We start from the raw sequence: 23,855 nt of genomic DNA, 5'->3' as shown, positions 1-23,855 counted from the left end.
ACGGCTAAAGCCAGTGAAATTCTTGCTACCAAAGGCGGAGTAAACTCGTACAGGTGCTTTCTCGTATCGCAAAATCTGTAATCTCCTTACATACTACATGTGAAGATTTTTTTATGAAAAAACAGCTATTAAAGAAATTAACTTTCCTAAAACTGAAGGAGCTTGTAATTTTAGTATGAATCTCAGTTGAACTCATGTTACTTAATCGTTCCCATCCCACCAATTTCTACATTTACCTTGACGTTTACATCGCCCTTTGCTAATGCCTTATTCCATTTATTTTGGACTTTTTTCCATTCTGGATATGTGTAAGTTCTTGCATATACCCCAAGCCCAATAGGGTCGATTTTGGCAGCTTGTATTTTCTTTATTAATTGCTTGAAATCAGCTTCCAGCTTAGTTTCAATAGCTTTTTGTAATTTTGCTGCGTCCTTTCTTGTATTGAACGAAAAAAGCCGTTCTGTAATACTGATTCTCATCTTTACATCTATATTAAATATAAAATGATTATCATACTTTACCTTTGTCTTTACTTTAATATTTTGGGCACTAAAGCTTATCCAATCTTTATCCTGGCTATCTGACTTTAGTTTAAGTGCAATTGTAAATGGAAACTCACCTTTCGTTTCTTGCTGCAAAATGCGTAATAGTTTGTTTTCATCGGATTTTAGCGCTAATTTATACCTTCCTTTTTCATCCAACAAAGCCGTACCTGTCACCCATATTCTATTCTTTTTTTTCATCTCAGTAATACTTGCTGTTATCCCTTTGTCTGCTACTTGTTCATGTAATTTTTGAAGAGTTGTTTTTACTGCGATATTTCTTAAATAGGCGGTATCAACTAGTTTTGTTAAATATAAAGGAAGCCGCGGTTTATCTTTTGGGTGATAAAAGATGACGTCCGAAACAGGTCCATCTACAGCAACAACTCGTGTGGTAACTGTGTTTTTGGGGTCTCGGTAAAATGGGTCGAGGTAATTTTCCCAGTTTTTTCGTTTCATTAGCCGTTTTCCAACTAAAATAACCTGTGTTTTACTTCCCGAGGTAAGCGCCATAACCGTAGCGTCAAATTTGTCTCTAGAATTTCGAGTCGTAACAGATTTCACACCAGTAGTTTCTTCTTTTACCTTTGCTTCTTTATTAAAAACAGGACTTGACATGTACACCAATAAATTATTATTACGATCTAAATCGATACCAAGGACAAGAGTAAGGGAAACATCTTCAACATTTGTTTGATCAAAGCATCCAGTCATCATGAACACTGATAACAAAATACAACATAGCACCTTTCTTTTCAATGTATCCCCCCCTGGCGAGACTTCTCATATACCCAGCTATACATCCATAAAATGATAGGTGATATATAAGTTAATCCTAATCCAGCATTCGATACTACCTGTTGCCAAGTTTCGGCTTGATTCCAACTAGGATGAGTCCAAAATATGAAGCCGATAATGAGTAATAATAGAACAAGAACATGAGAGGTGTGATCTTGTTTCCCAAGTAATTGGCTAGAACAAAATACAGCGCAGTATATGCAAGGAATCCAGGCTGTGGAAACAACGGTTAAGTAAACAGCTAATAAAATCATGTCAAAACGTTCTAAAAAACGAAATTCAATTACTTTAAGTAAATTTAGTACCGGCTGGTTAAATTGTGTAATGCTATCAGGGCTAAAATAGGCAAAGCAAACAATAGTAGCAAATAAATAAAATAACATCGTTAAAGTGTTTGCAATAACGATTCCATGGACTGCATACTGTTTTTTTTGTAAAAAGGGATATAAAAAGAACGCAATATCAAACCCTAAATAAGCAAAAATAGTGGTCGGTACAGCCGTTAATACCGGTTTCCACCCTTCTTTTAAGAGCGGAAAGAAAGGCAGCCAACTCCCGCCCTCTTTTAGCGGTATCAAAAAAAACAGCGGAATCCAAAGCATCATATAAAAATTAAGTTCACAGTACCGCCCTATAATACGAAGGCCGTTGCGTACAACAAGAAAGGTAGGAATCGAAAACAAAAAGATAATGATATAGTCAGGCGTTTTCGGAAGAAGCCATCCCTTAAGATAAAGCATAGCGTTCACAAGAATAGTACCGGAATAAAAGGCAAAATATATCATGTAAATAACAACGAGTGCTTTCCCTACTATTTTTCCAAATAATCGTATAAGAATGTCGTAAAGCGTATCCTCGGGATATCTTGCAGCTGTTTTCACGATGAAAACACCTGATATTGTGGAGAATACCCAGCCGATAAGTATAGCTATCCATCCATCTGTTCCAGCTTTTTCTGCAAGCAATCGTGGGAGAGATAAAACTCCAGTTCCTACCTGCATTCCATTAATTAAAAAAATATACTGCAGAAGAGTAATGTCATTATAGGCATATTTTTTCATAGTTTCACCTTTTATTATGGTTCTTTCCTTGTCGAATAGATTGAATGGCTCCCGTACCTTTAGAACGACTTCTCATGGCCCATAGAGGAAAGCGTACAAAAGCATCCTTCATATCTGCAAAGCGAAACGGTGCTAACGGAGTTCCATAAGGAGTTCCTAGCGATTCAAGACTGATAAGATGCGCAATTAATGTCATCCATCCGATAACAAGTCCGACAATTCCAAATAAGGCAGCTGATAGCATCATCGGAAAGCGTAAAAGTCTGACTGCCGCCCCCATATCATAATTAGGGATAATAAAAGAAGCGATGGCTGTAATAGCAACAACAATAATCATAATGTTGCTTACAATTCCTGCCTGAACAGCCGCTTGTCCAATAATAATTCCGCCTACAATTCCAATCGTCTGACCGATCGGAGTAGGCAGCCGCAAAGCCCCTTCCCTCATCATTTCCAATGTCATTTCCATAAGCAGTGCTTCCATAACTGGAGAAAATGGTACGCGCGTTCTTGATTCCGCAATAGATAAATAAAGCTCTACAGGAATGACTTCAAAATTAAAGGAAATAAACGCAACATAACTCGCAGGTAAAAATAGAGCAATCATAAAAGCGACGAAACGAAGTATACGAATAGACGAGGCAACTAACCAACGTGTCCCGTAATCATCAATTCCTTGAAAAAAGGAGATAAAATTTGTTGGAGCAATTAATACACTTGGGGAATGATCCACAACAACCACAAATCTTCCCTGAAGAATATGAGATACAGCCACATCGGGTCTTTCAGTTAACATAAATTGTGGAAACGGTGAGTACGGGTTATCTTCAATGAATTCGATAAGTTCACCAGTACTAGCAACAGCGTCGACCGTAATATTTTGAATCCGTGTTTCTAATTCCTTCAGCACATCTTCAGAAGCTACATCTTTCAAATATAAAATAGAAATCCTCGTGTTGCTTCGTATACCAATTATTATTTCTTTTATCATTAATTCGCGATGAGGAATATATCTTCGAATCATTGCGATATTTTGGCTTCCAGTTTCCACAAATGCTTGATGCGCACCTTTTAGAGCTATTTCGTTATGAGCATCTTCGATATTTCTTTGTGGCCATCCTTTTGTATCCAATTGATGCGCTGTTGTTCGGCCGTAGATTAATAAAACACTATCTCCTCGGAAAATAGCATCTTCAATCTGACTCCACGTATTAATAATTTTAATATGTCCTAATGTAATTGGAAGTTCCGTATTCGTATCAAAAACACTATTCATCAAAGGATTTAGAACGTGATTTTGAATCAATTGTTTATCTGTTAATCCAGACAAATACACTAAAGCTGCTTCTAATCCATCTACTTTCATTTGAAACCGACGAATCACTAAATCAGGTGCTTGACGAAATATATTCTGAATATCAGCTATGTTTTTTGATAAATCAGCGTCTAAGAGGGAGTCCTCTATATTTTTTTTCCGAAAATGAGTATTGTCTTGTATTGAAAATGACTTAGGATTACCTCTATATTTTAACCGTTTCAGAAATTTAGCCATGACTCCCTCACTTTCTACGTGCCTTCTATAGTATGTTTAGTATGTATATATTAAGAAAAAATATCCTAATAACTAGAGAGGCAACGCCAGAATTATTACTATAGATGGCCATTAACCAAATTTCTAAAATAAAAAAGCATTTCCTTCTGTATGACTAGTAGAAAGAAATACTTTTTATAATAATCTTCTATAATTTCTTTAGGAACCATACTGCCACCTGTCCCGCACATGACGTGTGTAGCATTTTCTAGTTTGTCTAATTGTGCATACAGAGGCGCTTGTGCTTGCTTACGTGTTATCGGATTTAATAGAAGAATAGAAGAGGAATGCTTTTCTGAAGGAGTGATTGGTAGTTGTATACCAATCACTTTTTTTATTCCGCTATTCGCGGGCAGTAAGACTCCCGCTTCGAAATTCAGCAAAAGCAAAGAGGATAGGTGAGTGTGATTAAAGTTTCACTTTGTTTGAATCATATGATATCATTTAATTTCATTAAAAGAGTATGTGAGCGAGTGTAAGGAGTTAGGAATACGAGCTAATTCCTAGAAATAAAATGTTCTTTAATAAGTAAAGAATCCGATGAAAAGGACTAATAAAAAGAGACAAACTTGCCTCGGCTTATTCCTTCCTTTTTCATATATTTCATGTTATATGGTGCTACTGAGAATGATAGGGAAGAACAATTTAAAATGATAAAGGATGCGAACAGATTGAATAATCACAGCACAACACCGGCATTTATATATACGTATGCATTCCGCGAGGATGAACGATCTTTATGTTATATGGAGATGCGCTCTCTTTTTGGAGTTGAGTCTCATGTTAACATTTTGAAAAGTAATGTTAAAATTGAGCCGAGCCGAAGTCCGTTTATGAAAGAACGAATCGAAGTGATGTATGAAGGAGACGACTTGGCAAATATTTTAGAACAAGTAGAACAAATTGATTTGGCAGGAGCTACATTTAAAGTTATTTTTGTTAAAATTAACGATCTCAATGAAGCAAACAAGATAGAATACGGACAGAGGCGTGTAATTGAGAGAGAAATCGGCATGCAGATTGAAGGGGAAGCGGACGTGCATCATCCAGAGCGTGTATTTGGAATTGTTCCTCTTGGTGGTCGTTGGTATTTTGGAGAATATATTGAAAGTGAAGCTGTTTGGTATCATCACGTGAAAAAACCACGCAGCTATTCTACGTCACTTAGCACACGTGTTGCGAGAGCTGTTGCGAATATCGCTGTGCCAAATCCTGATGGAGTCAAAGCGATTGACCCGTGTTGTGGTATAGGAACGGTACTGGTAGAGGCACTGTCCATGGGAATTGACATCGTGGGCCGGGATATAAATCCTCTTGTTGTAATTGGATCTAGAGAGAATATTGCGCATTTTGGATTTGAAGGAGACGTAACGGTAGGGCCGATTGCGGATGTCACAACTAATTACGATGTAGCAATTATCGATATGCCGTACAATTTATTTACACATGCGACACCAGAAGATCAATTCTCAATTCTTACACATGCGCGTCGTTTTGCGAAAAAAGTAATTGTTGTAACCATTGAGACAATGGATCACATGATTAAAGAAGCTGGATTTGAAATTACAGACCGCTGTATAGCTAAAAAAGGGACATTTTCTAGGGAAATTCTTGTTTGTGAATAGGGGAAGTCTTTTGTAATGAAAAAAGGAAAGTGATTGGTATATATGCCAATCACTTTTTTCTTTATCACTCAAAGGAATTGTTTAATCTTCTATTCTAGGATTAAGGGTATTTACTTGTTAAGCTTTGTAGTAACTGCTTAGCCTAGTGTTAGATAGTTTACTAGGAAGGCAACAAAAGGAGGCATGCCTTCTTTTGTTGCCTTGTACGGATTGTTTCTGTTTTTTTAATTGTAGAAACTACACTGCGAATGCGACAAAATACAACGCCATCCTGTTCGTTTCGAAAGGTACCAGAGATATTTGCCTTTACCTTGGCCATTCGCAAGTCACGCTCTGCTTGATTGTTGCCAAACGGGACAAACGCATTCCGAATATGGTGAGAAACGGTCGATATATTTGAAAAATCGCCGATATATTCGAAAGAACAGTCGATATCGTTTTATCGATGAATCATAATAGGTTACTTTTCTTTGAGTTCTTCTTGCTTTGCAGCTAATAAATTGCGTAAAACATGCCCACGATAGCTCTCTAACTTCCGTCCTTCAAAATAACGAACTCCTAATTTTTTCAGTTCAGCTACGTACCATCCTTTTGTTCCAAAATACATGGAGATCACTTCCTTTTTTTGCTTTTAAACAGTATATGTTTTAGAATTGATAAATTTCGTTTTTAATACTATATAACTGAATTTAAAATAAATGTTGAATATTCAGTCTATTTGTATTATTATTAGTTTATCATCGGATGACAGTGATTAGCCTCTCTGCATGCCCGGATATGATTTCGTTCAATTTAATCGAGGATGATTGGCTTCTTTCCACTTGAACTTCCTTAGCAGGAAGACGAGCCATAAGGATAGAGACAGTAAAATCCAATGTAACTTTGTACATTGTTTTTCTGGCTCTTTTTATTGTTCCTATTTATAGGAGGATTTTAAGAAAGCGTTATCAATAATAGTGATATTTCAATCTTATATATGCTAGCTCGAAGGGTTTATGAAAATAAATACTTATAGGTTGGTGATCTTTTTGGCGAAAGAAAAACAAGAATTGCAAAAAGACTTAAAAACCAGACATATCACGATGATTTCAATTGGTGGGGTAATCGGGGGCGGATTATTTGTAGGAAGTGGGACAATTATTCAATCAACCGGTCCAGCTGCCATTTTGTCCTATATCATTGGTGCTTTAATGGTTGTACTTGTGATGCGGATGCTCGGGGAGATGGCTGCGGTAAACCCTGATAGTGGTTCATTCTCAACATATGCACATAAGGCAATTGGACCTTGGGCAGGGTACACAATCGGTTGGTTATACTGGTTCAATTGGCTCATCATTATCGCGATCGAAGCGGTATTGTTAGGAGTGATGATCAATAATTGGTTTCCTTCTATACCAACATGGATAGCGAGTTTGTTCGTGATTATCATGATGACAATGACAAATGTTTATTCAGTGAAGTTATATGGGGAGTTTGAATATTGGTTAGCGTTTATTAAAGTTGTAGCGATTCTAGCATTTTTAGTTTTAGGAGTTTCTATGATTTTTGGACTTGTGCCTAATGTAGATAGACCGGATCTTTCAATGATCTCTGAAAACGGGGGCTTTTTTCCAAAAGGAATTATGCCAGTATTACTTAGCGTTGTGTTTATTTCTTTCTCTTTATCGGGGAGTGAAGTAGCGGCGATTGCGGCCGGAGAGTCTGATAATCCAGAGAAGAATGTAATAAGAGCGATTAACAGTGTTGTATGGCGTCTTATGATTTTCTTTGTAGGGTCTGTATCGATTTTGGTCATTTTTATGCCGTGGAACAATGCAGAATTATTGAAATTGCCTTATGCAAGTTTATTTCAGATGGCAGGAATCCCTGCGGCTGCGGAAATCATGAATGGGGTTGTATTTCTGTCGCTCCTTTCGGTTATGAATTCCGGAATATACACGAGTTCTCGTATGTTATTTTCACTTGCGAAAAAGGGAGACGCTCCTTTTATTTTTTCAAAGTTAAACAGTAGAGGGACACCAGTTTGGGCGATATATGCAAGTATCATCTTCGCATTCATTTGCGCCATGCTAAAGTTTATATCTCCTGATAAACTATTTGCTTTTTTAGCGAATAGCTCAGGCGGTGTTACGATGCTGATGTATATGTTCGTTGCCGTTTCTCATATCAGGTTGAGAAGAAAAGCTGAAAGAGAAGACCCAGGGAAACTAAAGGTGAAAATGTGGTTATTCCCTTATCTCACATATGCAACGCTTGCGATGATCATTACGATATTTGTTGCACAAGCGTTTATAGCGGATATGCGTATGCAATTTTATATGACGATGTTAGCAACTGCCGTAGTAATCGCAATCTATCTCCTAAGAGATAGAAATAAGCGAGTGCCAATAAAAGAAGATTTTACGATTATACAAGATTCGAAAGTTAGTTTAGAGAAGGAGTAAGAAAGGGGTATGTTCCATGCTAAAAGAAAAACAAAATATTGTAACGTCAAAATCAAATAGTCTACATGAGAGAAGAAACAATGCGGTGCCTGGGGGTCCTTATAATATTACGCAGTTATATGTCGGGTCGGCAAAAGGGGCAATCATTACGGATGTAGATGGTAACGAATTAATAGATTTTGCAGGCGGGATTGGTATGCAAAATGTCGGGCATTGTCATCCGAAAGTAGTACAAGCCATTCAAAGCCAAGTGGAATCTTCTATTCATAGTTGTTTTCATGTAGCGCCGTATGAAAGCTATATTGAGTTGGCTGAGAGATTGAATAAATTAACGCCAGGAGATTTTAAGAAAAAAACAATGTTTGCAAATAGCGGGGCTGAAGCGGTAGAGAACGCTGTGAAAATCGCTAGGAAAGCGACTGGGCGCAGTGCCATCGTCTCATTTGAGCGTGCATATCATGGGCGGACACTTCTGACAATGTCTCTTACGAGTAAGGTAAAACCTTATAAGCATGGATTTGGTCCATTTGCATCAGATGTATACAAGCTGCCTTATCCGTATTATTACCGCGCGGAAGACGGCATGACGAAAGAAGAAGTAGATGGGCAAATTTTAGCGTATTTCGAACGCTTTATGTTAGAGGAAGTGGCGAGTGATAATATCGCTGCCATTATTTTGGAACCACTTCAAGGTGAAGGGGGATTTATTGTTCCAAGTGCAACGTTTATACAAGGAGTAAGAAACCTTTGTGATAAATATGGAATTATCATGATTGCTGATGAAATTCAAACGGGCTTTGCTCGTACTGGAAGTTTGTTCGCAATGGATCATTTTGGAGTAGCTCCTGATTTAATGACATTTTCAAAATCCATTGCTGCAGGGATGCCGCTTAGCGCAGTGACAGGAAGAGCGGAATTGATGGATGCACCTGGACCAGGACAACTTGGTGGCACTTTTTCGGGAAGCCCGGTTGCTTGCGCAGCTGCACTCGCTGTTTTAGATGTAATAGAAGAAGAGCAGTTAGTAAAACGTGCCGAGGTAATCGGTAGCCGTATGATGGAAGTATTCCATAGCTGGAAGGAGAAATACGAATTAATTGGAGATGTGAGAGGCCTTGGAGCTATGACGGCGATCGAGCTTGTAAAGGACCGAAATACGAAAGAGCCAGCAACAGAAGAAGTAAAAGCGATTATGCAAGAAACACACAACAAAGGTGTAATCACAATAAGCGCTGGAATTTATGGAAATGTCCTTCGTTTCTTACCGCCGCTTGTTATCACAGATGAACAGCTGGAGGAAGGTCTTCATATTCTTGAAACGGCAATTGCGAAACTATCAAAATAGGAAACGATGATGGAGGCAGAGAAATGAGGTTTTTAAATTATATAAACGGCCTGTGGAAAGAGCCATCTGCGAATCAATATTCGAAAAATTATAATCCGCATAACGGAGACGTGTTGGGAGAATTTCCACTAAGTTCAGCAGATGATACTGGGGCAGCCATCGCATCCGCGAAAGAAGCGTTTCAAAGTTGGCAAGGGTTATCATTTCATGAGCGTGCAAGTTATTTATGGAAAGCAGCAGCGATTTTAAAAGAACGAGTGACGGAAATCGGTCAAGATTTAACGAGTGAAGAAGGAAAGACGCTTGCTGAAGGAATCGGCGAGACGAAGCGGGCAATCAGTATTTTGGAATACTATGCGGGGGAAGCAAATCAGCCGGTAGGAGAAATGATCCCTTCTGCAAATCCGAAAACAATGCTCTATAGTAAGCGCGTCGCAGTTGGACCAGTCGGACTCATTACACCATGGAATTTCCCAATTGCGATTCCAGCATGGAAAATGGCGCCAGCGCTTATTTATGGGAATACAGTTGTGATAAAGCCTGCTGAAATTACACCAAAATCCGTGTATCATCTTGTGAATGCTTTTCACGAGGCGGGAATTCCTGCTGGGGTTATCAATTGTGTATTTGGGAAAGGTTCAGTCGTTGGAGCAGAATTAACAGAAAATCCTGATATAAAAGCGATATCCTTTACTGGTTCGAATAGCGTCGGAAAAACCATTCAGCAAACGGCGATTGCAAGCGGGAAAAAGGTGCAATTAGAAATGGGAGGAAAAAACCCATTAGTCGTATTAAAGGATGCTGATACCCAGAAGGCAGTCGATATTGCGATAAGAGGTGCATTCATGTCAACAGGACAAAAATGCACAGCGACAAGCAGAGTGATTATTGAAGATGACATTTATGAGGAATTTCGAAATGAGCTCCTGTTACGTACAAAGGCTCTAAAAGTTGGAAATCCATTAAAACAGGATACATTTATGGGTCCATGTGTATCTGAAAATCAACAGCAATCTGTTTTAGCGATGATTGAAGTAGGAAAGAAAGAAGCTTCTTTACTTTGCGGAGGTAGCGCACCAGAAGAAGATGAGTTAAAACGAGGATATTATGTCCTGCCGACTATTTTTGAAGACGTACCGCAAGATGCACGAATTGCGAAAGAAGAAATCTTCGGTCCTGTTATCTGTTTGTTTAAGGTGAACAATTATCAAGAAGCGATTCATGTAGCGAACGATACAGAATACGGACTGAGTGCATCTGTTTGTACAAATAATCTCAGCCTAGCCCAGCAGTTTATTGATGATATGGAGGTTGGGATGGTCCATGTCAACTCAGAAACGGCAGGAGCAGAGCCGCAAGTTCCGTTTGGTGGTATGAAAAATTCGAGTGCAGGACCGCGTGAACAAGGAAAAACAGCTGCAGAATTTTATACAAGAGTCAAAACGGTATATATCGATCAAGTATGAGTTATAGAATAAACACATAATAATGGGGGATGAACATGCGTAAAGGTACTTTTTTCATGGCAGGACACTCAAGACTTCCGAAAGGGATGGCTGTACGGAGTGTCTATGAAACATTAACAATTACAATAGAGGCAGATCATAAATATCACGTTATTATTGAAGCGTCATGTACCCTTGCTACTGAACATGGGAGAGACTTTATTGCTCAAATATTAAGAGGGCATAGTTTACAAGATGGCATTGAAGAGATCACGCAAGAAATCTCGTATCACTATCAAGGAAAAGCACAAAATGCGATTATTAGTGCGGTAAAAGATTTGTATCGCCAATATATAAGCTATGTAAACGGCGAAAAGCCACAAGAAGAATATGAAGAAACAAATCTATAACAAACTGCCTAGTTTATTACGCTTTACTTTCTAAAGAGCATTCATAAACAAGAGCCAGTTATATTTCAGCTTATTTGATGAGCGAAATATAACTGGCTTTTTTATTTTTATCTAATGAGGAGGAAAGAATATGTCAAAATCAAACGAAGATGTAAAACAAAAAAGAGGGTGCGCGAAAAATGATGCAGTGAAAACTTGTAATATGTGTAAAGTATGTGGGCGGAAGAAGGAAAATGAAAAGTACATGTCAAAGGATAAGAAAGTTCTTTGGAATTCGTAAATTATAATAGATAAATATAGTGTCAGCTCTTGCCGCTTCATATACAATAAAAGTAGGATTGCTCTTCTACTAAAGAGCAGTTTTTAGAAGGAGGGAATGATATGGAGAAAATGAAAGTAGAATTCGAAGTGAAAGGATTCGGTGAAGAAAAAGTATTAAATGTTGATGACGCTTTTAAAAGTATTGAAATTGCAAGAGTAAACGGTTTATCAAAAGATACTACATTAGGCGAATTAGAATCCATGTTAAAAGCTATGTTCGATGAAGTTGAAAAAAATTATGAAAATCCACCACAATTCACTGGAAGAATTACGATTCGAGCAAAAAAAGAAAATGCTGAAATTAAGTATTATGGCTAACTCTAACTGCATGGAAATAAATAATAAAAACATATTGACAGTGTGAATATTTTGAATTATCATTTAATTATAAAGTGATAAGATCCATATGAGAAGTTAGCCTTCTCTATATCCGATCTTCATTTTCTGTTTTGCACATATTTTCATAAAAAAACTGTCTATTATTACTGTACTTTAAGAGATTAAAGAACACTCGTAATTTAAAGCCAGTTGTACGTTTTCTACGATTTGTATTGTAGATGCGTATGACTGGCTTTTTCGTTTTATTTAAACTAAAGGAGGAAATAACATGTCAGTGATTACAGAGCAAGAAGTGAAGATGAAGTTTGCAAAGAAATATGAGGGGTATGAAATTGTTCCTCATCCAGAACATAGACGTTTGTATCATATTGTGTTAGATCAGCAATTGCTTCAGCAATTTTTCGCAGAGGTAAAAGAACATTCGGAGCAATCCTTACAATATATTCCGTATTCTCGCTTTATCCTCGCTGATCAAATGAAAAAATTCTTTGGTGAATCGTTTATGGAAAATGTTCGCGGTATTATTCACGACCGGGAAACAGGCGGGTTTACAATTGGTGTACAAGGCGAAACGATAGATGCAGGAGACTATGTGAAATTTGCAACGGCATTAACACATTTAATTGGTACACCTAACTTTGATGCAATGACAGGAACGTACTACGCGAGATTTAATGTGAAAGATACAGATGGCAGTGATTCTTACCTTCGCCAAGCATATCGATTATTCACGCTTCATACAGACGGGACATTTGTTGACGAACCGACAGATTGGCTCCTTATGATGAAATTTGAGGAAAAGAATGCGGTAGGGGGCGAATCACGTTTACTTCATTTAGATGATTGGGAAGAGCTTGATAAATTTCGCAAGCATCCACTCGCATCGGTAAAAGTTACGTACAAAGCACCTCCAAGTAAAAACGCACAAGAAATCGTATACCGTGAAACATTTTTTGATGTAAACAACGCACCGTGTATTTGCTTTATTGATCAATTCGCTTATCCAGATAATATTGAACAGGCAACATATTTGAAGGAATTATCACACTCTGTGGAGAACTCTCCAGCAACGCACGCATTAAAATTACCAGTTGGAGATCTCGTTCTATTAAACAATCTCTTTTGGATGCATGGGCGCGCTCCTTTTGAGAAAAACAAAGATTTATATCGAGAGCTCATGCGCCAGCGCGGTTGTTTTTCTAAATAATAGATTTGGCGGGCCTTTCAACAAGGCCTGCCTTTCCTAATATAGGGGATACAGACATAAGGGGGAAGTTAAATGTATGATTTTCTAATTATCGGCGGAGGAATTGTCGGTCTTTCAACTGGAATGGCCTTAACGAAAAAATTTCCTCATGCCAAAATCGCAGTCATCGAAAAAGAGGACGAACTTGCGCATCATCAAACAGGACATAATAGCGGTGTCATTCATTCCGGTATTTATTATAAACCAGGCAGCTATAAAGCGAAATTTGCGAAAGAAGGAAACGCAGCGATGGTGGAGTTCTGCAAAGAAAATGGCATTGCCTATGACATGTGCGGAAAGGTGATTGTCGCAACAGAACAAGAAGAACTTCCTCTTTTACATAACCTGTATGAAAGAGGCCTGCAAAATGGGTTACATATTTCGAAAATCGACAAAGGAGAATTAGCGGAAATCGAGCCTCACGTAAAAGGATTAGGAGCTATTCGCGTTCCTTCCTGCGGCATCGCCGATTATAAAGGAGTCAGTCATACATTTGCACGGTTCATAGAGGAAAATGGGGGAGAAGTGCATTTAGGCACAAAAGCAGAACAAATTTTTGAACACAAAGATTTCGTTACAATCGAAACAAACAAAGGCACATTCGAAACAAAATTTCTCATTAATTGCGCTGGACTACATAGCGACCGAATCGCCAAAAAAACAGGCATACTAACAGACATGAAAATCGTCCCGTTCCGAGGCGAATATTACGAACTCGTTCCAGAAAAGCGTCATCTCGTGAAACATTTAATTTATCCTGTTCCAAACCCAGACTTCCCATTCTTAGGTGTTCACTTTACAAGAATGATAAATGGGGACGTACATGCAGGGCCAAATGCAGTACTAAGTTTCAAGCGTGAAGGCTACACAAAAAAAGACTTTAACATAAAAGACTTCATGGAAACAATGACATACGCCGGCTTTTGGAAAATGGCAATGCCGAACATGAAAGAAGGCATGAAGGAAATGATTCGTTCTTTCAGTAAACAATCCTTTCTCAAAAGCTTGCAGCGCTTAATACCAGAGCTCACAGAGAAAGATATCGTTCCGACCCACGCTGGTGTAAGGGCGCAGGCGATTCTATCTAATGGGAATATGGTAGATGACTTCTGTATTATCCCGGGTATAAACTCTATGCATATTTGTAATGCCCCGTCTCCGGCGGCAACAGCTAGCTTGAAAATTGGGGAGGAGATTGTGGGGAAGGTGCCGGATGTGGTTGTGGATCGGGTGAGTACGGATGGGATGTTTCGAGTGAAGGCTTAGATAGGGGGAGGCTGCCTTTTGGGGTGGTCTCTTTTTTTGTTTGAGGTGAGGGTGATATTATCCCCTTAAGGTAGACAGTGTAAAAAGACCATGAATAAACATGGATGTTACACTTTTACTTGGAGGGGATTTTATTATGGTTAAAAAAGGGGATAAATTTCAAACTTATTCAGATGAATTAAAGATACAAGTTATAAAAAGTTATTTAAATGGTGAGGGCAGCCAAACAGCTTATGTAATATTGCATATTAAAATGTATTGATATATATGTAAGCGCTTACTATAATAAGAGTATAAAGATTTACAACATCTTACTATACAAAATAAGAGGAGGAAATAAAATGGCAATCGCAATGGCAGTTTTAAAATTTGTAGGTGGAATCATCCCATTAGTAGGAGAGCTTTTAAAAGCAGTAATGTAAGTTCATTATTCCGCAATTGCAATTATATGTAAAAACATCATACAAATGATCTGTATATCAAGAATGGATTGATGTGCAGATCATTTGTGTGAGCAAACTTTAAACAAGAAAAAGAATCCCAGAAATCATAAGGGATTCTTTTTCTTTATGTAATTACGGCATTAACATTTTTGCTACAGATAATGATAGATTATGTAAACCTCACTAGCATAAGATATATATTCATGATAATTGAAATGAAAGGTTTTATTTGAAAATAATGTAATATATATAAAAAATTTAATATTATAACAAAGCGGATTAACTCCCTAATTTTGGACACATACTATCCTTAACTCATTGTTTCATAGAATTGCTCTTTATTTCATAAAATTACTTCTTTTTATGTGAGACAAGAAAAAAATCTCGCCTCATACTCTAACTTCTTTGATTTGTAACGGTTCTGTTTGTATTCGTCGATAAAATTCATTTGGTGATAAATCTAAAATACTAGAATGAATCCTTCGGTTGTTGTAAAACTCAATATATATAGCTACTTCTTGATAAGCTTCGCCATGCCTCACGTACTATTAAAGGTATAGAAACTGTTCATGCCATATACAAACAAAAGCGAAGTCTTCAACCGAACTTCGTTTTTTCGACGTATAACACATTACATGAATTATTAATAGTTTCATAAAACTAGTCCGCAATATTCCCCATCTCTTTATGTCTTCGGAAACTTTGCAACAGAACCTAAAAAAGCTATATGATAAGGATGTCGGAAGAGATAAGATCTTTTATAACATACATTACCCTGTTATTTCATGTTTATTAAATTATACTTTATGGCATATTGAACAAGTTCACTTTTTTTAGAAAGATTAAGTTTGTTCAACATTCTCGTCTTATGAGTATCAACCGTTTTTATACTGATAGTTAATTCTTGAGCAATTTCAGACAATGAAAATCCTTTAACAAGAAACTGCAATACCTCCCGTTCACGTGGGCTTAGAATTACATAAGGATTTCGGGACTCTGTTTCGTTTTGCAATCTTTTTAGCATCGTTGAAATTTCCTTTGGGCGAAGGTATAGGTATCCATCCATAACGGAATCAATAGCAGTGTATAATTCTTCATCTACGGCTGCTTTAGGGACGTAACCTGAAGCTCCCGCGTTCATGATTAATGTTACATAGTCTTCGTCCTCGTGCATGGTGAGCACTATGACTTTCGCTTGTTCATAACGTAATTTAATCTCTGTGAGAACTTGGATTCCATCTAAGCGCGGCAAAGATATATCCAATATCAGAATATCGGGCCTTAAAATGTCGTAAAGCCGGAGTGCTTCAAGTCCATCAGAGGCTTCACCTACAACTTTTAAGGACGGTCTTTTTTGCAATAGGAGTTTTAAACCTGATCTCATCAAGGCATGGTCATCAACTAGCATTATGTTGATTGTCTTTTTCATCATGACACCCTTCTCTCTGTTTTAATGGGATAGACACCCTAACTTCGGTCCCACCGATATTGTGAGTTTTGATAAAAAATGAACCATCCAGTAATTCGGCTCTTTCCTTCATTCCATATATTCCGATCCGATTTTGCTGGCGAGCTTTTTCAAAATCGGTCTCACGTATACCGTGACCGTTATCATGGATGCTCAACTCGATAGAACAATCCTTGATTTCCATGTTAATCACAATCTCAGTTGCTACTGTATGTTTCACTACATTGGTAAGACTTTCTTGAACAATTCGGTATAGTGCTACAGCAGTATGACTATCTATGGCAGCAATGTCATCATCGGGAGCGTGTAGAATTACAGTAAGAGCGAATTTTTCTTCAAACTTTCTTGCATGTTTCCTTAATGCCGGAATTAAACCTATATCATCAAGGATGGGTGGTCTTAATTCTACCGCTAAATCTCTAATTTCTCGCAAAATACTTGCCGCAGTTTCTCGGCTTACATTAAGTAGCTCTTGTTGCTCGATATCTTTAACTTCATTAGCCAAAATCCGCATTGTAACCATTAGAAAAGTAAGGGCTTGGCTTGTTTCATCATGAAGTTCACGAGAAATTCTTTTTCTCTCCTCCTCATGAGCGGATAATAGTTTCAAAATCAACGTATCTCGAAGGGCATCCTTTTCTTGAAGTTCCTTCAATAATTTTTCTACTGCAGTGCTGGAACTAATTAGGTTGTCAGCCATTTCATTAAAAGCCCGTGCTAATTTTCCAACTTCATCGTCACTCTCTGCTTTAGCCCTTAAGGATAAATTACCGGCTGATATGCCTGTTGCTGTATCAACTAAACTATTGATTGGTCGAGTAATGATACGAGTCACATAATAAGCTATACCTGCAGCCCCCATACAGACCAAAAATGTAGCAACAACCAATTCTATAATTTTAGTAAAAATATAGCTTTTCGCCTGTTTTTCTGCCATTCCAACTCTAACAAATCCTACATCTCCCTCTTCGATTGGAACCAGTATGTCATGGATATTTCCTTCATCTGAAGTTAGTATAGCGTAATTTCCATTATTGATATCATCAGGCTTATGTGCGTTTAATATTCCTTTCGGTAAGTGTTTGGAGAATGTATTTCCGACAAGAACATTATTATTGTTAATGACCAGTATATAACGAACGTCTTTGTTAGCTTCCTGTGCCCGGGTAATGAGAAGATGAATCGAATAGTAGTCATCAGTCAGAATGTAATCCGAAGACAATGCCGCAATATTTTCAGCGATATTTACACCACGTTTTTTAAGGTCCTCTGTCATGATTTTTGTGAGTGATTCCCAAATGATACATCCTAATACTAGAGCGAGAAAGAGTAGCGAAACGAATATAGCTCCAAATATCTTTTGGTTTATTTGTAATTTATTCAGCCATTTCATAGGTGACCCTCATATAATTGGGGTTCAAATGGAACAAAACGATCAATGAACAGTCCCTGAAACGCTGGTTTTATTATTTTTTGTTCGTGCATAGAAATGAAACTTTTCTTGATAATTCGCTTCTCTTCATCAGGTAAATTACTGCTGATGACAACAGGACCGGTACCAATCGGTTCCGTTTTTGCAATAATTTTCAAATTCTTAATCAGTTCTGGATTTTTAAGTTTGGTACGCTCAAAGACTAAGCTATCAACAGCTGCAGCGTCAACAACACCATTTATCACAGCGCTTAGGGAGCTTTCATGATTATATGTAAAAACATAACGACCAAAGAAATGCTCGGGCGTTTCACTTAATTCAGCTAATTTTTTCCTCACAAAAATATATCCGGAATAACTGGTTGGATCGCTAAAAGCAACGTTTTTCCCTCTTAAATCATGTATACTGGATAGTTCATTTTTGCGGTTTACGACGACATAACCATAATAATATGGAACTCCCATTCGCTCTTGCATGGCAATTGCTTCAAGTCCTTCAACATGTCTGTAGGTAATATATGCTCCTGTTGAAAGTATGGCTATATCAGCACCTCCATTCATCATCAACATACTAATTTCATTATAACTCTTGCGCTGAATTAGAATTGCAGGTCTATGAAGCTTCTCTCCGATATAGTTAGCTATTTTCCTATAGTACATAATTGTATCAGTCGGTGATAACACACTTGAAATTGCGATCCGTACAGGAGAGGGCTTGTCACCTTGTGAACCAACAGGCATGGTGTCAGATTCGGAGAAAATAATTTGAGGGCTTGAACGCTCATGCTGACATCCTATCGAAAGTAAAGTAATAAGCAATATAAAAAAAAGCCTCAACCAATTTATCATACTTTCCTCCATTCTTGCAGGCGAGGGATTTATGTAATATGTGAAAATACCCTAATTGAATCCGATTTACCGAATCCTACTCGATTCAGGGTTTTCAAAATTTATATTTATATATTACTTCAGAACGATCCACGAAATCTATGGAAGATTGTATACAAAACTATTATTTATGTCGAAGGTGTGACAGCAAATAGCCATAAATGGTTTTATGTAGGATATTATCTTACATAAAATCAGATATTTGCTGATAGTTTAACGAGTTGACATATAAGATAATTTAACAAAGGAGGGATGATATAACACAAGTATTTTTGAAAACGTTTCCGACAAGTTGGCCTCTATTGAAATACTAAATTTCATGCCAATCTAAGTTTTTTCCGTAAATCAAAGTAAAGAAATCGAGGTAGATAGTATGTTCTCATTTTTGAAACCTAAAATCGCTACTACAAAAATAGCATCAGACCAGGTTCAAAAAACCTATAGGCTTTTCCGGCTACAATCTTTATTAGGCGTGTTCTTCGGTTATATAGCTTACTATATAGTACGTAACAATTTTGCCTTATCTACTCCTTATCTGAAGGAACAACTCAATCTTAGTGCTACAGAAGTAGGATTATTAAGCAGTTCCATGCTTATCGCTTATGGAATTAGTAAGGGGTTAATGAGTAGTATAGCAGACAAAGCTAATCCTAAAAGGTATATGGCGCTTGGTTTGCTTCTGTGCGCTATGGTCAATATTATGATGGGCTTCAGCACCGCATTCTGGATGTTTGCAGTTCTCGTTGTTCTCAATGGATTTTTTCAGGGAATGGGAGTTGGACCTAGCTTTATTACTATTGCAAACTGGTTCCCGCGTAAGGAAAGAGGAACTGTCGGTGCCATATGGAATATTTCGCACAATATAGGTGGAGGCATCGTAGCGCCTATCGTTGGTGTCAGTTTTGCTATGTTAGGCTCCAATCACTGGCAAGCGGCAAACTACCAGGTTCCGGCTGCAATAGCTATTGTTATTGCAATGGTGATACTAACCCTTATTAAAGGATCACCGGTAAGCGAGGGCTTGCCTCCGTTAAGCGAAATCATCAAGGATGAACCCGATTCGAAAATGCAACAAAGGGCTGATTCCAAACCGCCAGTAGACATGAATGCTTGGCAGATTTTTAGGAATTATGTTTTATTTAACAAAAATGCATGGTTCGTTTCCTTGGTAGATGTTTTTGTTTACATGGTTCGTTTCGGCATTATAAGCTGGTTACCCATTTATTTGTTGAATGTAAAACATTTCACTAAAGAAGAGATGAGTGTTGCCTTTTTATTCTTTGAATGGGCAGCCATTCCTTCTACTCTTCTGGCCGGTTATCTATCAGACAAGTTATTCAAAGGGCACCGCATGCCTCCAGCAATCATTGCTATGACATTGATATTCATCTGTATCATTGGTTACTGGCAAAGTACATCTTTACATTGGGTCACTATTTTCGCTGCTATTATTGGATGCTTGATTTACATTCCGCAGTTTCTGGCTTCAGTACAAACTATGGAGGTGGTTCCACCTTTCGCCGTTGGTTCTGCGGTTGGTTTGCGAGGTTTTATGAGTTATATTCTAGGTGCATCTTTAGGTACTACACTCTTTGGTGTAATGGTTGACAAGGTAGGATGGAATGGTGGTTTCTATGTATTACTAGCGGCAACTGTATGTTGCATCATATGCTGCATATTGACCCATCGAGGAGCAAAAGAATTCAACAAAAAACAGGTACTTCAATCCTGAAACAACTATATTCTGAGGATATTTCCATTATAAAATACTCAAAGTCAGTGTGCTGCTCAACGTAACCAATTTGGTGTCGATGCAGATATAAAGGTGATCAAATTGCAAACAGAGGCGTACATCATAGATAAAAAGACAATAGCCCTAGGTAGCCTTGAGCATTTAGAACCAGAAGATGAAAAAAATCAGAGGAAATTGGCAACGCTCTTGGCCCATTATTGGGAAAAAATCTATTCACATTTCAGATATACAGTTAAGGAAGCGCAGAAATTGGTGGATTTTCCAATTAAAAAACCAACTTATACAGCAAAAGGTTATGAGCTAAAGAAGGAAAAAGTTGATACAGATATTACACTTGGAAAACCAAAACCAATTATTAATTCAAGATATAAAAAAGGGGAGTTCAGTTATACGATTTATCAATCAGCGATTATGGGAAAAGGAAAGGATCCATTTTACTTTTGGGTTAATGACAACGATAAGATAGAACATTATGAGCTCGAAGGGGCTAAATTCACCTTTGCAAAGACGACGGGAAGTAATGTAAAGGGTATTAAGATGATTGTTCCAGCAAAAGGAAAGGACAGTTCCTATCAAATTGTAATCATTGATGATGTTTTAAATAAGGCTGAATTAGAGAAAATCATGATTTCCTTTTTGAAATAAAAAATAGAGTCTCAAGAAAAGAATCTTGAGACTCTATTTTTACTTGAGTTTGAACGAAATCTTTATGTGTTAAAAGAAATTAATAATCTATAAAACAAAAAAATGAGATAGAATTTTTGTTTTGGGGGTACTTCAAAATATTAGCTTGATGGGCATGTGGCGAGACCTCTACTTTGCTATTGATAATTAGTTTTGTTGGAAGTTATTTGATGATTCGTTTTTTATTTTTACCTTCAACTCAAGTCCTCGTTAGTTGAAGATGACTCATACATTAAGAGAGACTTTTATACTCCAGCAAATGTGATGGACCAAATAGAATCAAAGAACAGCTAACCCTTGTGATCCATAATAAGGAAAGTTAGTCGAAGCAGCAACCTGCAATCTAACCAGACTACCATCATCTTGGATATTAAATACTGAGACTGTACCCTGATTTCCGTTAAGGGTGTAAAAATGCAAAAGCATTAATTGTTAGGTTACCAGACTACTATGGTATAACTTCGCAGAACTCGTATTTACAACCAACATTGACTAGACTAGCAGGAAATAAAATCTCTATTTTCATTGGTAATCTAAAAATACCACGAGACTATGTCTATTTACCAGATGCCGCTAAGATGATTGTGGAAATAGCAAATAGAGACGATTCTTATGGAGAGAATTGGAATATACCTGGTGCCGAATTGATTTCAGGAAAAGAAATAATAAAAATTGCACGTGAAATTACTGGAAATAAAAAATTAGTTATTCCATTAAATAAAAATGTAATTCGTATAAGTGGATTGTTTGATCCGGTTATGAAGGAAGTAGTAGAAATAATGTATCCTACAGAAGAAGGATTTACTCTAAGGGGAGAAAAATATGAAAATAGAATAGGTGAAATTATAGCTACCCCTTATAAAGGTGGGCTAAAAGAAACATTAAATTTCTTAATGGATAAGATAAAATAAAGCAGAAAATGAAAATTCAGACTAAAACTAGAAATAATGATTAACTTAAAATTAAACATAAGTAATTGATTAATCACTAACAATTATAAATAAAAGTGAATCCTATTAAAAAATCCAAGTTAGCTCTAGCTTAACCTCAATATCATCACCAGTTGTAAAGTATTGTCCATCGGGTAATACATATCTACCCTGATGATTCTTTGTGAGAGTACCAATCAAAATGATCAACTCCCCTTAATAATTCTAATAACAGTTTTGACATATAAAACAACAGTTAAACTATTGGCACTTTTGATCAAACTTTTTTATAAAATAGTTGAAAGTTTACATTGGCAGTTTTCTAGATTTTAAATAAAAATAAGCCCATTGTTCTTATTGTTTAATGGGCTTGTCTATTATTTGTATGTGAGGACATTTATTTTTTAATAAATTAATGAATTCTTCTTCTTTTTTTGGTACACAAACTGTCAAAGTGTTAAATAATCCATACATAATTTCTAATCGTTGTCTTGACCAGTCTTGTGAATTCAATGACTTTCCATGGTATTTGATATGCTGGATATCTTCAAAAGGTATTTCAGTATTTGTAAAATAATATTTGATAATTAATGATTTGTCAGTAATTTTATAAGTGGATCTGTAAATAAATAAAAAATTGATTATGTTTAACAGAATCATACAACTTAGGTAAATATTATTAGTACCTTGTATGAACAGCATAGCAATAAAAATGAAAATAGTTAATAGAAATATAATCATATGAATAGGATTTTGTTTAATCTTAAATTTCATTCAAGTTCACCTCTTTATAGTAAGTATAGGGAAAAACGACTATCATATCTATAAATTTGTATACAATTATTAATTAATGTACAAAGTAAACTTTTATTCAAAAGTTTACTTTCATTTTTTCTTGAAAATATTTTTTGAAGGGTATGAAATATATTTCAACTAAAAAACTGAAAATTAAAATATTTAAATGTATAATAAAGTATAGAAGATATTGAAGAAATAAATAGAGAAGAGGAAATATCGTATGACTAGTTTAAAAAATGTTCTTGAACTTGATTTTGCATATCTTGAAACCTTTACTAGCCGAATAGAGAAATCATGGGGTTCTATATTTTGTAATGAAAGTAACCCATATTATTATGATGCAAATCATGCACATGTAAGTGTAGTAAGTTTAAATCCACAAATGATAGTAGATGAAGTAGTCCATTTCTATAAGACTAAAAATATAGTACCTAGATTTTATATATACAACTTAGATATGCAAGAAAAACTGATTTCTGAATTACAAATAAAGAATTTTGGATTTGAAGAATTAATAAGTCCAGTCCAATTATGGAATAAGAAATTAACTAAAAAAGATAAAAATGAAAAAGTTACTATTGAAGAGGTATCTGAATTAAATTTTGAAGAAGCTTTAGATATTGAATGTAGTATAAAAGAGTTAGGAGGCGAAGTTAGAAAAAAAGCTTTTCAAGATGAATTCCAACATCCAGCATTCACTCACTATCTACTTAGATACAATGGAGTAGCATGTTCCATCGCTTGTATTTTTGAACATGAAAAACAGGCCCGAATGGAAAGTGTAGCTACAATTGAAAAGTTTAGAGGTAAAGGGTTAATAGGTGAACTTATTCACTTTATTCAAAGTGAAGTAATGAATAGAGGACTAGATAATCTTTGGGTGATTCCAATTAACGAAACAGTAGAAAAAGTGTATGAAAAGTATGGATTTGAAACAGTAGAAAAAATTAAAACGGGACATGCGTTTTTAGAAGGGAAAAGTATTAAAGAAATTCACGAGGGATAGAAAAAATCAATTTAGCAGTTTT

The 23,855-nt window shown here is 36.5% G+C and carries 22 protein-coding genes and 4 pseudogenes; 15 read left to right on the top strand and 11 right to left on the bottom strand.

Annotated elements, in window-relative coordinates; translation table 11 throughout:
- Nucleotides 1-197 precede the first annotated feature (197 nt).
- From MHH71_RS11495 to MHH71_RS11485, 3 genes are read right to left on the bottom strand one after another with little or no spacing between them, the layout of a single operon-like run.
- Nucleotides 198-1,301, bottom strand: coding sequence for a Ger(x)C family spore germination protein (locus MHH71_RS11495; protein WP_033798670.1), 1,104 nt, complete (start codon nt 1,299-1,301; stop codon nt 198-200).
- Nucleotides 1,298-2,401: a GerAB/ArcD/ProY family transporter gene (locus tag MHH71_RS11490; protein ID WP_006093689.1), complete on the bottom strand. Its 1,104-nt coding sequence runs from the start codon at nt 2,399-2,401 to the stop codon at nt 1,298-1,300. The genes MHH71_RS11495 and MHH71_RS11490 overlap by 4 nt, the downstream gene beginning before the upstream one ends.
- A 4-nt stretch (nt 2,402-2,405) precedes the next feature.
- Entirely contained in the window at nt 2,406-3,953 is a 1,548-nt protein-coding gene (locus tag MHH71_RS11485) for a spore germination protein (RefSeq protein ID WP_033798671.1), read from the bottom strand.
- A 710-nt stretch (nt 3,954-4,663) separates the two neighbouring features.
- On the opposite strand from MHH71_RS11485, the gene MHH71_RS11480 reads away from it, so the two are divergent.
- Nucleotides 4,664-5,617 carry a TRM11 family SAM-dependent methyltransferase gene (locus tag MHH71_RS11480; RefSeq protein WP_029427461.1) on the top strand — a complete coding sequence of 318 codons (954 nt, stop codon included), beginning with the start codon at nt 4,664-4,666 and terminating at the stop codon, nt 5,615-5,617.
- Between the two features lie 160 nt (nt 5,618-5,777).
- On the opposite strand, the pseudogene MHH71_RS11475 reads toward MHH71_RS11480, so the two are convergent.
- Nucleotides 5,778-5,990 (bottom strand): annotated as a pseudogene (locus MHH71_RS11475) (hypothetical protein); the annotation flags it as partial.
- Nucleotides 5,991-6,077: 87 nt separating this feature from the next.
- Nucleotides 6,078-6,224, bottom strand: coding sequence for a YflJ family protein (locus MHH71_RS11470; RefSeq protein WP_006093693.1), 147 nt, complete (start codon nt 6,222-6,224; stop codon nt 6,078-6,080).
- Between the two features lie 388 nt (nt 6,225-6,612).
- On the opposite strand from MHH71_RS11470, the gene MHH71_RS11465 reads away from it, so the two are divergent.
- From MHH71_RS11465 to MHH71_RS11425, 9 genes are all read left to right on the top strand, one after another.
- Nucleotides 6,613-8,061, top strand: coding sequence for an amino acid permease (locus MHH71_RS11465; RefSeq protein ID WP_033798673.1), 1,449 nt, complete (start codon nt 6,613-6,615; stop codon nt 8,059-8,061).
- 16 nt (nt 8,062-8,077) lie between these two features.
- Nucleotides 8,078-9,406 (top strand): 4-aminobutyrate--2-oxoglutarate transaminase, encoded by a 1,329-nt coding sequence (gene gabT / locus MHH71_RS11460; protein WP_006093695.1) that lies wholly within the window; start codon nt 8,078-8,080, stop codon nt 9,404-9,406.
- Between the two features lie 23 nt (nt 9,407-9,429).
- On the top strand, nt 9,430-10,872 hold the full coding sequence (locus MHH71_RS11455) for an aldehyde dehydrogenase family protein (protein ID WP_006093696.1): 1,443 nt from the start codon (nt 9,430-9,432) through the stop codon (nt 10,870-10,872).
- 35 nt (nt 10,873-10,907) lie between these two features.
- Nucleotides 10,908-11,261 (top strand): DUF3870 domain-containing protein, encoded by a 354-nt coding sequence (locus MHH71_RS11450; RefSeq protein ID WP_006093697.1) that lies wholly within the window; start codon nt 10,908-10,910, stop codon nt 11,259-11,261.
- Nucleotides 11,262-11,391: 130 nt separating this feature from the next.
- Nucleotides 11,392-11,541: a hypothetical protein gene (locus MHH71_RS11445; protein WP_006093698.1), complete on the top strand. Its 150-nt coding sequence runs from the start codon at nt 11,392-11,394 to the stop codon at nt 11,539-11,541.
- Nucleotides 11,542-11,642: 101 nt separating this feature from the next.
- Complete coding sequence (locus MHH71_RS11440) at nt 11,643-11,900, top strand: hypothetical protein (protein WP_006093699.1); 258 nt, start codon at nt 11,643-11,645, stop codon at nt 11,898-11,900.
- Nucleotides 11,901-12,189: 289 nt separating this feature from the next.
- Entirely contained in the window at nt 12,190-13,128 is a 939-nt protein-coding gene (glaH, locus tag MHH71_RS11435; RefSeq protein ID WP_033798674.1) for a glutarate dioxygenase GlaH, read from the top strand.
- A gap of 72 nt (nt 13,129-13,200) precedes the next feature.
- Nucleotides 13,201-14,433 (top strand): L-2-hydroxyglutarate oxidase, encoded by a 1,233-nt coding sequence (gene lhgO / locus MHH71_RS11430; RefSeq protein ID WP_006093701.1) that lies wholly within the window; start codon nt 13,201-13,203, stop codon nt 14,431-14,433.
- A gap of 136 nt (nt 14,434-14,569) precedes the next feature.
- The gene (locus tag MHH71_RS11425; RefSeq protein ID WP_257151099.1) at nt 14,570-14,695 is read left to right on the top strand and encodes a hypothetical protein; all 126 of its coding nucleotides are present in this window, start codon (nt 14,570-14,572) and stop codon (nt 14,693-14,695) included.
- A 570-nt stretch (nt 14,696-15,265) separates the two neighbouring features.
- On the opposite strand, the gene MHH71_RS30590 is transcribed toward MHH71_RS11425, so the two are convergent.
- Complete coding sequence (locus MHH71_RS30590; protein ID WP_123767163.1) at nt 15,266-15,418, bottom strand: IS3 family transposase; 153 nt, start codon at nt 15,416-15,418, stop codon at nt 15,266-15,268.
- On the opposite strand from MHH71_RS30590, the pseudogene MHH71_RS11420 reads away from it, so the two are divergent.
- Nucleotides 15,403-15,534 (top strand): annotated as a pseudogene (locus MHH71_RS11420) (IS6 family transposase); the annotation flags it as partial. The gene MHH71_RS30590 and the pseudogene MHH71_RS11420 overlap by 16 nt on opposite strands.
- 120 nt (nt 15,535-15,654) lie before the next feature.
- Here MHH71_RS11420 and MHH71_RS11415 read toward each other — a convergent pair.
- The 3 genes from MHH71_RS11415 to MHH71_RS11405 are packed head-to-tail and all read right to left on the bottom strand — an operon-like array spanning nt 15,655 to nt 18,624.
- A complete protein-coding gene (locus tag MHH71_RS11415; protein WP_018783679.1) occupies nt 15,655-16,305 on the bottom strand; it encodes a response regulator in 651 nt (216 codons plus the stop codon).
- Complete coding sequence (locus MHH71_RS11410; RefSeq protein ID WP_018783678.1) at nt 16,274-17,737, bottom strand: HAMP domain-containing sensor histidine kinase; 1,464 nt, start codon at nt 17,735-17,737, stop codon at nt 16,274-16,276. Before MHH71_RS11410 ends, MHH71_RS11415 begins: the two co-directional genes overlap by 32 nt.
- Nucleotides 17,734-18,624: a substrate-binding domain-containing protein gene (locus MHH71_RS11405; protein ID WP_033798675.1), complete on the bottom strand. Its 891-nt coding sequence runs from the start codon at nt 18,622-18,624 to the stop codon at nt 17,734-17,736. Before MHH71_RS11405 ends, MHH71_RS11410 begins: the two co-directional genes overlap by 4 nt.
- Before the next feature lie 412 nt (nt 18,625-19,036).
- On the opposite strand from MHH71_RS11405, the gene pgtP reads away from it, so the two are divergent.
- On the top strand, nt 19,037-20,395 hold the full coding sequence (gene pgtP / locus MHH71_RS11400; protein WP_006093706.1) for a phosphoglycerate transporter PgtP: 1,359 nt from the start codon (nt 19,037-19,039) through the stop codon (nt 20,393-20,395).
- A 93-nt stretch (nt 20,396-20,488) separates the two neighbouring features.
- Nucleotides 20,489-21,061, top strand: a complete 573-nt coding sequence (locus MHH71_RS11395) for a hypothetical protein (RefSeq protein ID WP_235356826.1) — start codon at nt 20,489-20,491, stop codon at nt 21,059-21,061.
- Nucleotides 21,062-21,379: 318 nt separating this feature from the next.
- Here MHH71_RS11395 and MHH71_RS11390 read toward each other — a convergent pair.
- Nucleotides 21,380-21,517, bottom strand: a pseudogene (locus tag MHH71_RS11390) (lactonase family protein); the annotation flags it as partial.
- Between MHH71_RS11390 and MHH71_RS11385 the strand changes: the two are divergent.
- Nucleotides 21,511-22,011 (top strand): annotated as a pseudogene (locus MHH71_RS11385) (epimerase); the annotation flags it as partial. The pseudogenes MHH71_RS11390 and MHH71_RS11385 sit on opposite strands and share 7 nt — an antisense overlap.
- Before the next feature lie 372 nt (nt 22,012-22,383).
- On the opposite strand, the gene MHH71_RS11380 reads toward MHH71_RS11385, so the two are convergent.
- Complete coding sequence (locus tag MHH71_RS11380) at nt 22,384-22,803, bottom strand: PH domain-containing protein (protein WP_018783675.1); 420 nt, start codon at nt 22,801-22,803, stop codon at nt 22,384-22,386.
- Nucleotides 22,804-23,047: 244 nt separating this feature from the next.
- Between MHH71_RS11380 and MHH71_RS11375 the strand changes: the two genes are divergently transcribed.
- Complete coding sequence (locus tag MHH71_RS11375) at nt 23,048-23,833, top strand: GNAT family N-acetyltransferase (RefSeq protein WP_033798676.1); 786 nt, start codon at nt 23,048-23,050, stop codon at nt 23,831-23,833.
- Nucleotides 23,834-23,855 lie beyond the last annotated feature (22 nt).

Origin of the sequence: Bacillus sp. FSL H8-0534 (assembly GCF_038005885.1) — a bacterium.
Classification (GTDB): domain Bacteria; phylum Bacillota; class Bacilli; order Bacillales; family Bacillaceae_G; genus Bacillus_A; species Bacillus_A pseudomycoides.
Note: the sequence above shows the minus strand (reverse complement) of the source record. Positions and strands in the feature narration are given on the sequence as shown.

Bases quoted from the DNA above. Each gene is read 5' to 3' on its own strand.
- MHH71_RS11405 (WP_033798675.1), bottom strand. From the start codon at position 18,624: ATGATAAATTGGTTGAGGCTTTTTTTTATATTGCTTATTACTTTACTT.
- MHH71_RS11410 (WP_018783678.1), bottom strand. From the start codon at position 17,737: ATGAAATGGCTGAATAAATTACAAATAAACCAAAAGATATTTGGAGCT.
- glaH (WP_033798674.1), top strand. From the start codon at position 12,190: ATGTCAGTGATTACAGAGCAAGAAGTGAAGATGAAGTTTGCAAAGAAA.
- MHH71_RS11445 (WP_006093698.1), top strand. From the start codon at position 11,392: ATGTCAAAATCAAACGAAGATGTAAAACAAAAAAGAGGGTGCGCGAAA.
- pgtP (WP_006093706.1), top strand. From the start codon at position 19,037: ATGTTCTCATTTTTGAAACCTAAAATCGCTACTACAAAAATAGCATCA.
- MHH71_RS11440 (WP_006093699.1), top strand. From the start codon at position 11,643: ATGGAGAAAATGAAAGTAGAATTCGAAGTGAAAGGATTCGGTGAAGAA.
- MHH71_RS11485 (WP_033798671.1), bottom strand. From the start codon at position 3,953: ATGGCTAAATTTCTGAAACGGTTAAAATATAGAGGTAATCCTAAGTCA.
- MHH71_RS11415 (WP_018783679.1), bottom strand. From the start codon at position 16,305: ATGAAAAAGACAATCAACATAATGCTAGTTGATGACCATGCCTTGATG.
- MHH71_RS11380 (WP_018783675.1), bottom strand. From the start codon at position 22,803: ATGAAATTTAAGATTAAACAAAATCCTATTCATATGATTATATTTCTA.
- MHH71_RS11450 (WP_006093697.1), top strand. From the start codon at position 10,908: ATGCGTAAAGGTACTTTTTTCATGGCAGGACACTCAAGACTTCCGAAA.
- MHH71_RS11455 (WP_006093696.1), top strand. From the start codon at position 9,430: ATGAGGTTTTTAAATTATATAAACGGCCTGTGGAAAGAGCCATCTGCG.
- MHH71_RS11375 (WP_033798676.1), top strand. From the start codon at position 23,048: ATGACTAGTTTAAAAAATGTTCTTGAACTTGATTTTGCATATCTTGAA.
- MHH71_RS11490 (WP_006093689.1), bottom strand. From the start codon at position 2,401: ATGAAAAAATATGCCTATAATGACATTACTCTTCTGCAGTATATTTTT.
- MHH71_RS11470 (WP_006093693.1), bottom strand. From the start codon at position 6,224: ATGTATTTTGGAACAAAAGGATGGTACGTAGCTGAACTGAAAAAATTA.
- MHH71_RS11425 (WP_257151099.1), top strand. From the start codon at position 14,570: ATGGTTAAAAAAGGGGATAAATTTCAAACTTATTCAGATGAATTAAAG.
- gabT (WP_006093695.1), top strand. From the start codon at position 8,078: ATGCTAAAAGAAAAACAAAATATTGTAACGTCAAAATCAAATAGTCTA.
- lhgO (WP_006093701.1), top strand. From the start codon at position 13,201: ATGTATGATTTTCTAATTATCGGCGGAGGAATTGTCGGTCTTTCAACT.
- MHH71_RS11465 (WP_033798673.1), top strand. From the start codon at position 6,613: ATGAAAATAAATACTTATAGGTTGGTGATCTTTTTGGCGAAAGAAAAA.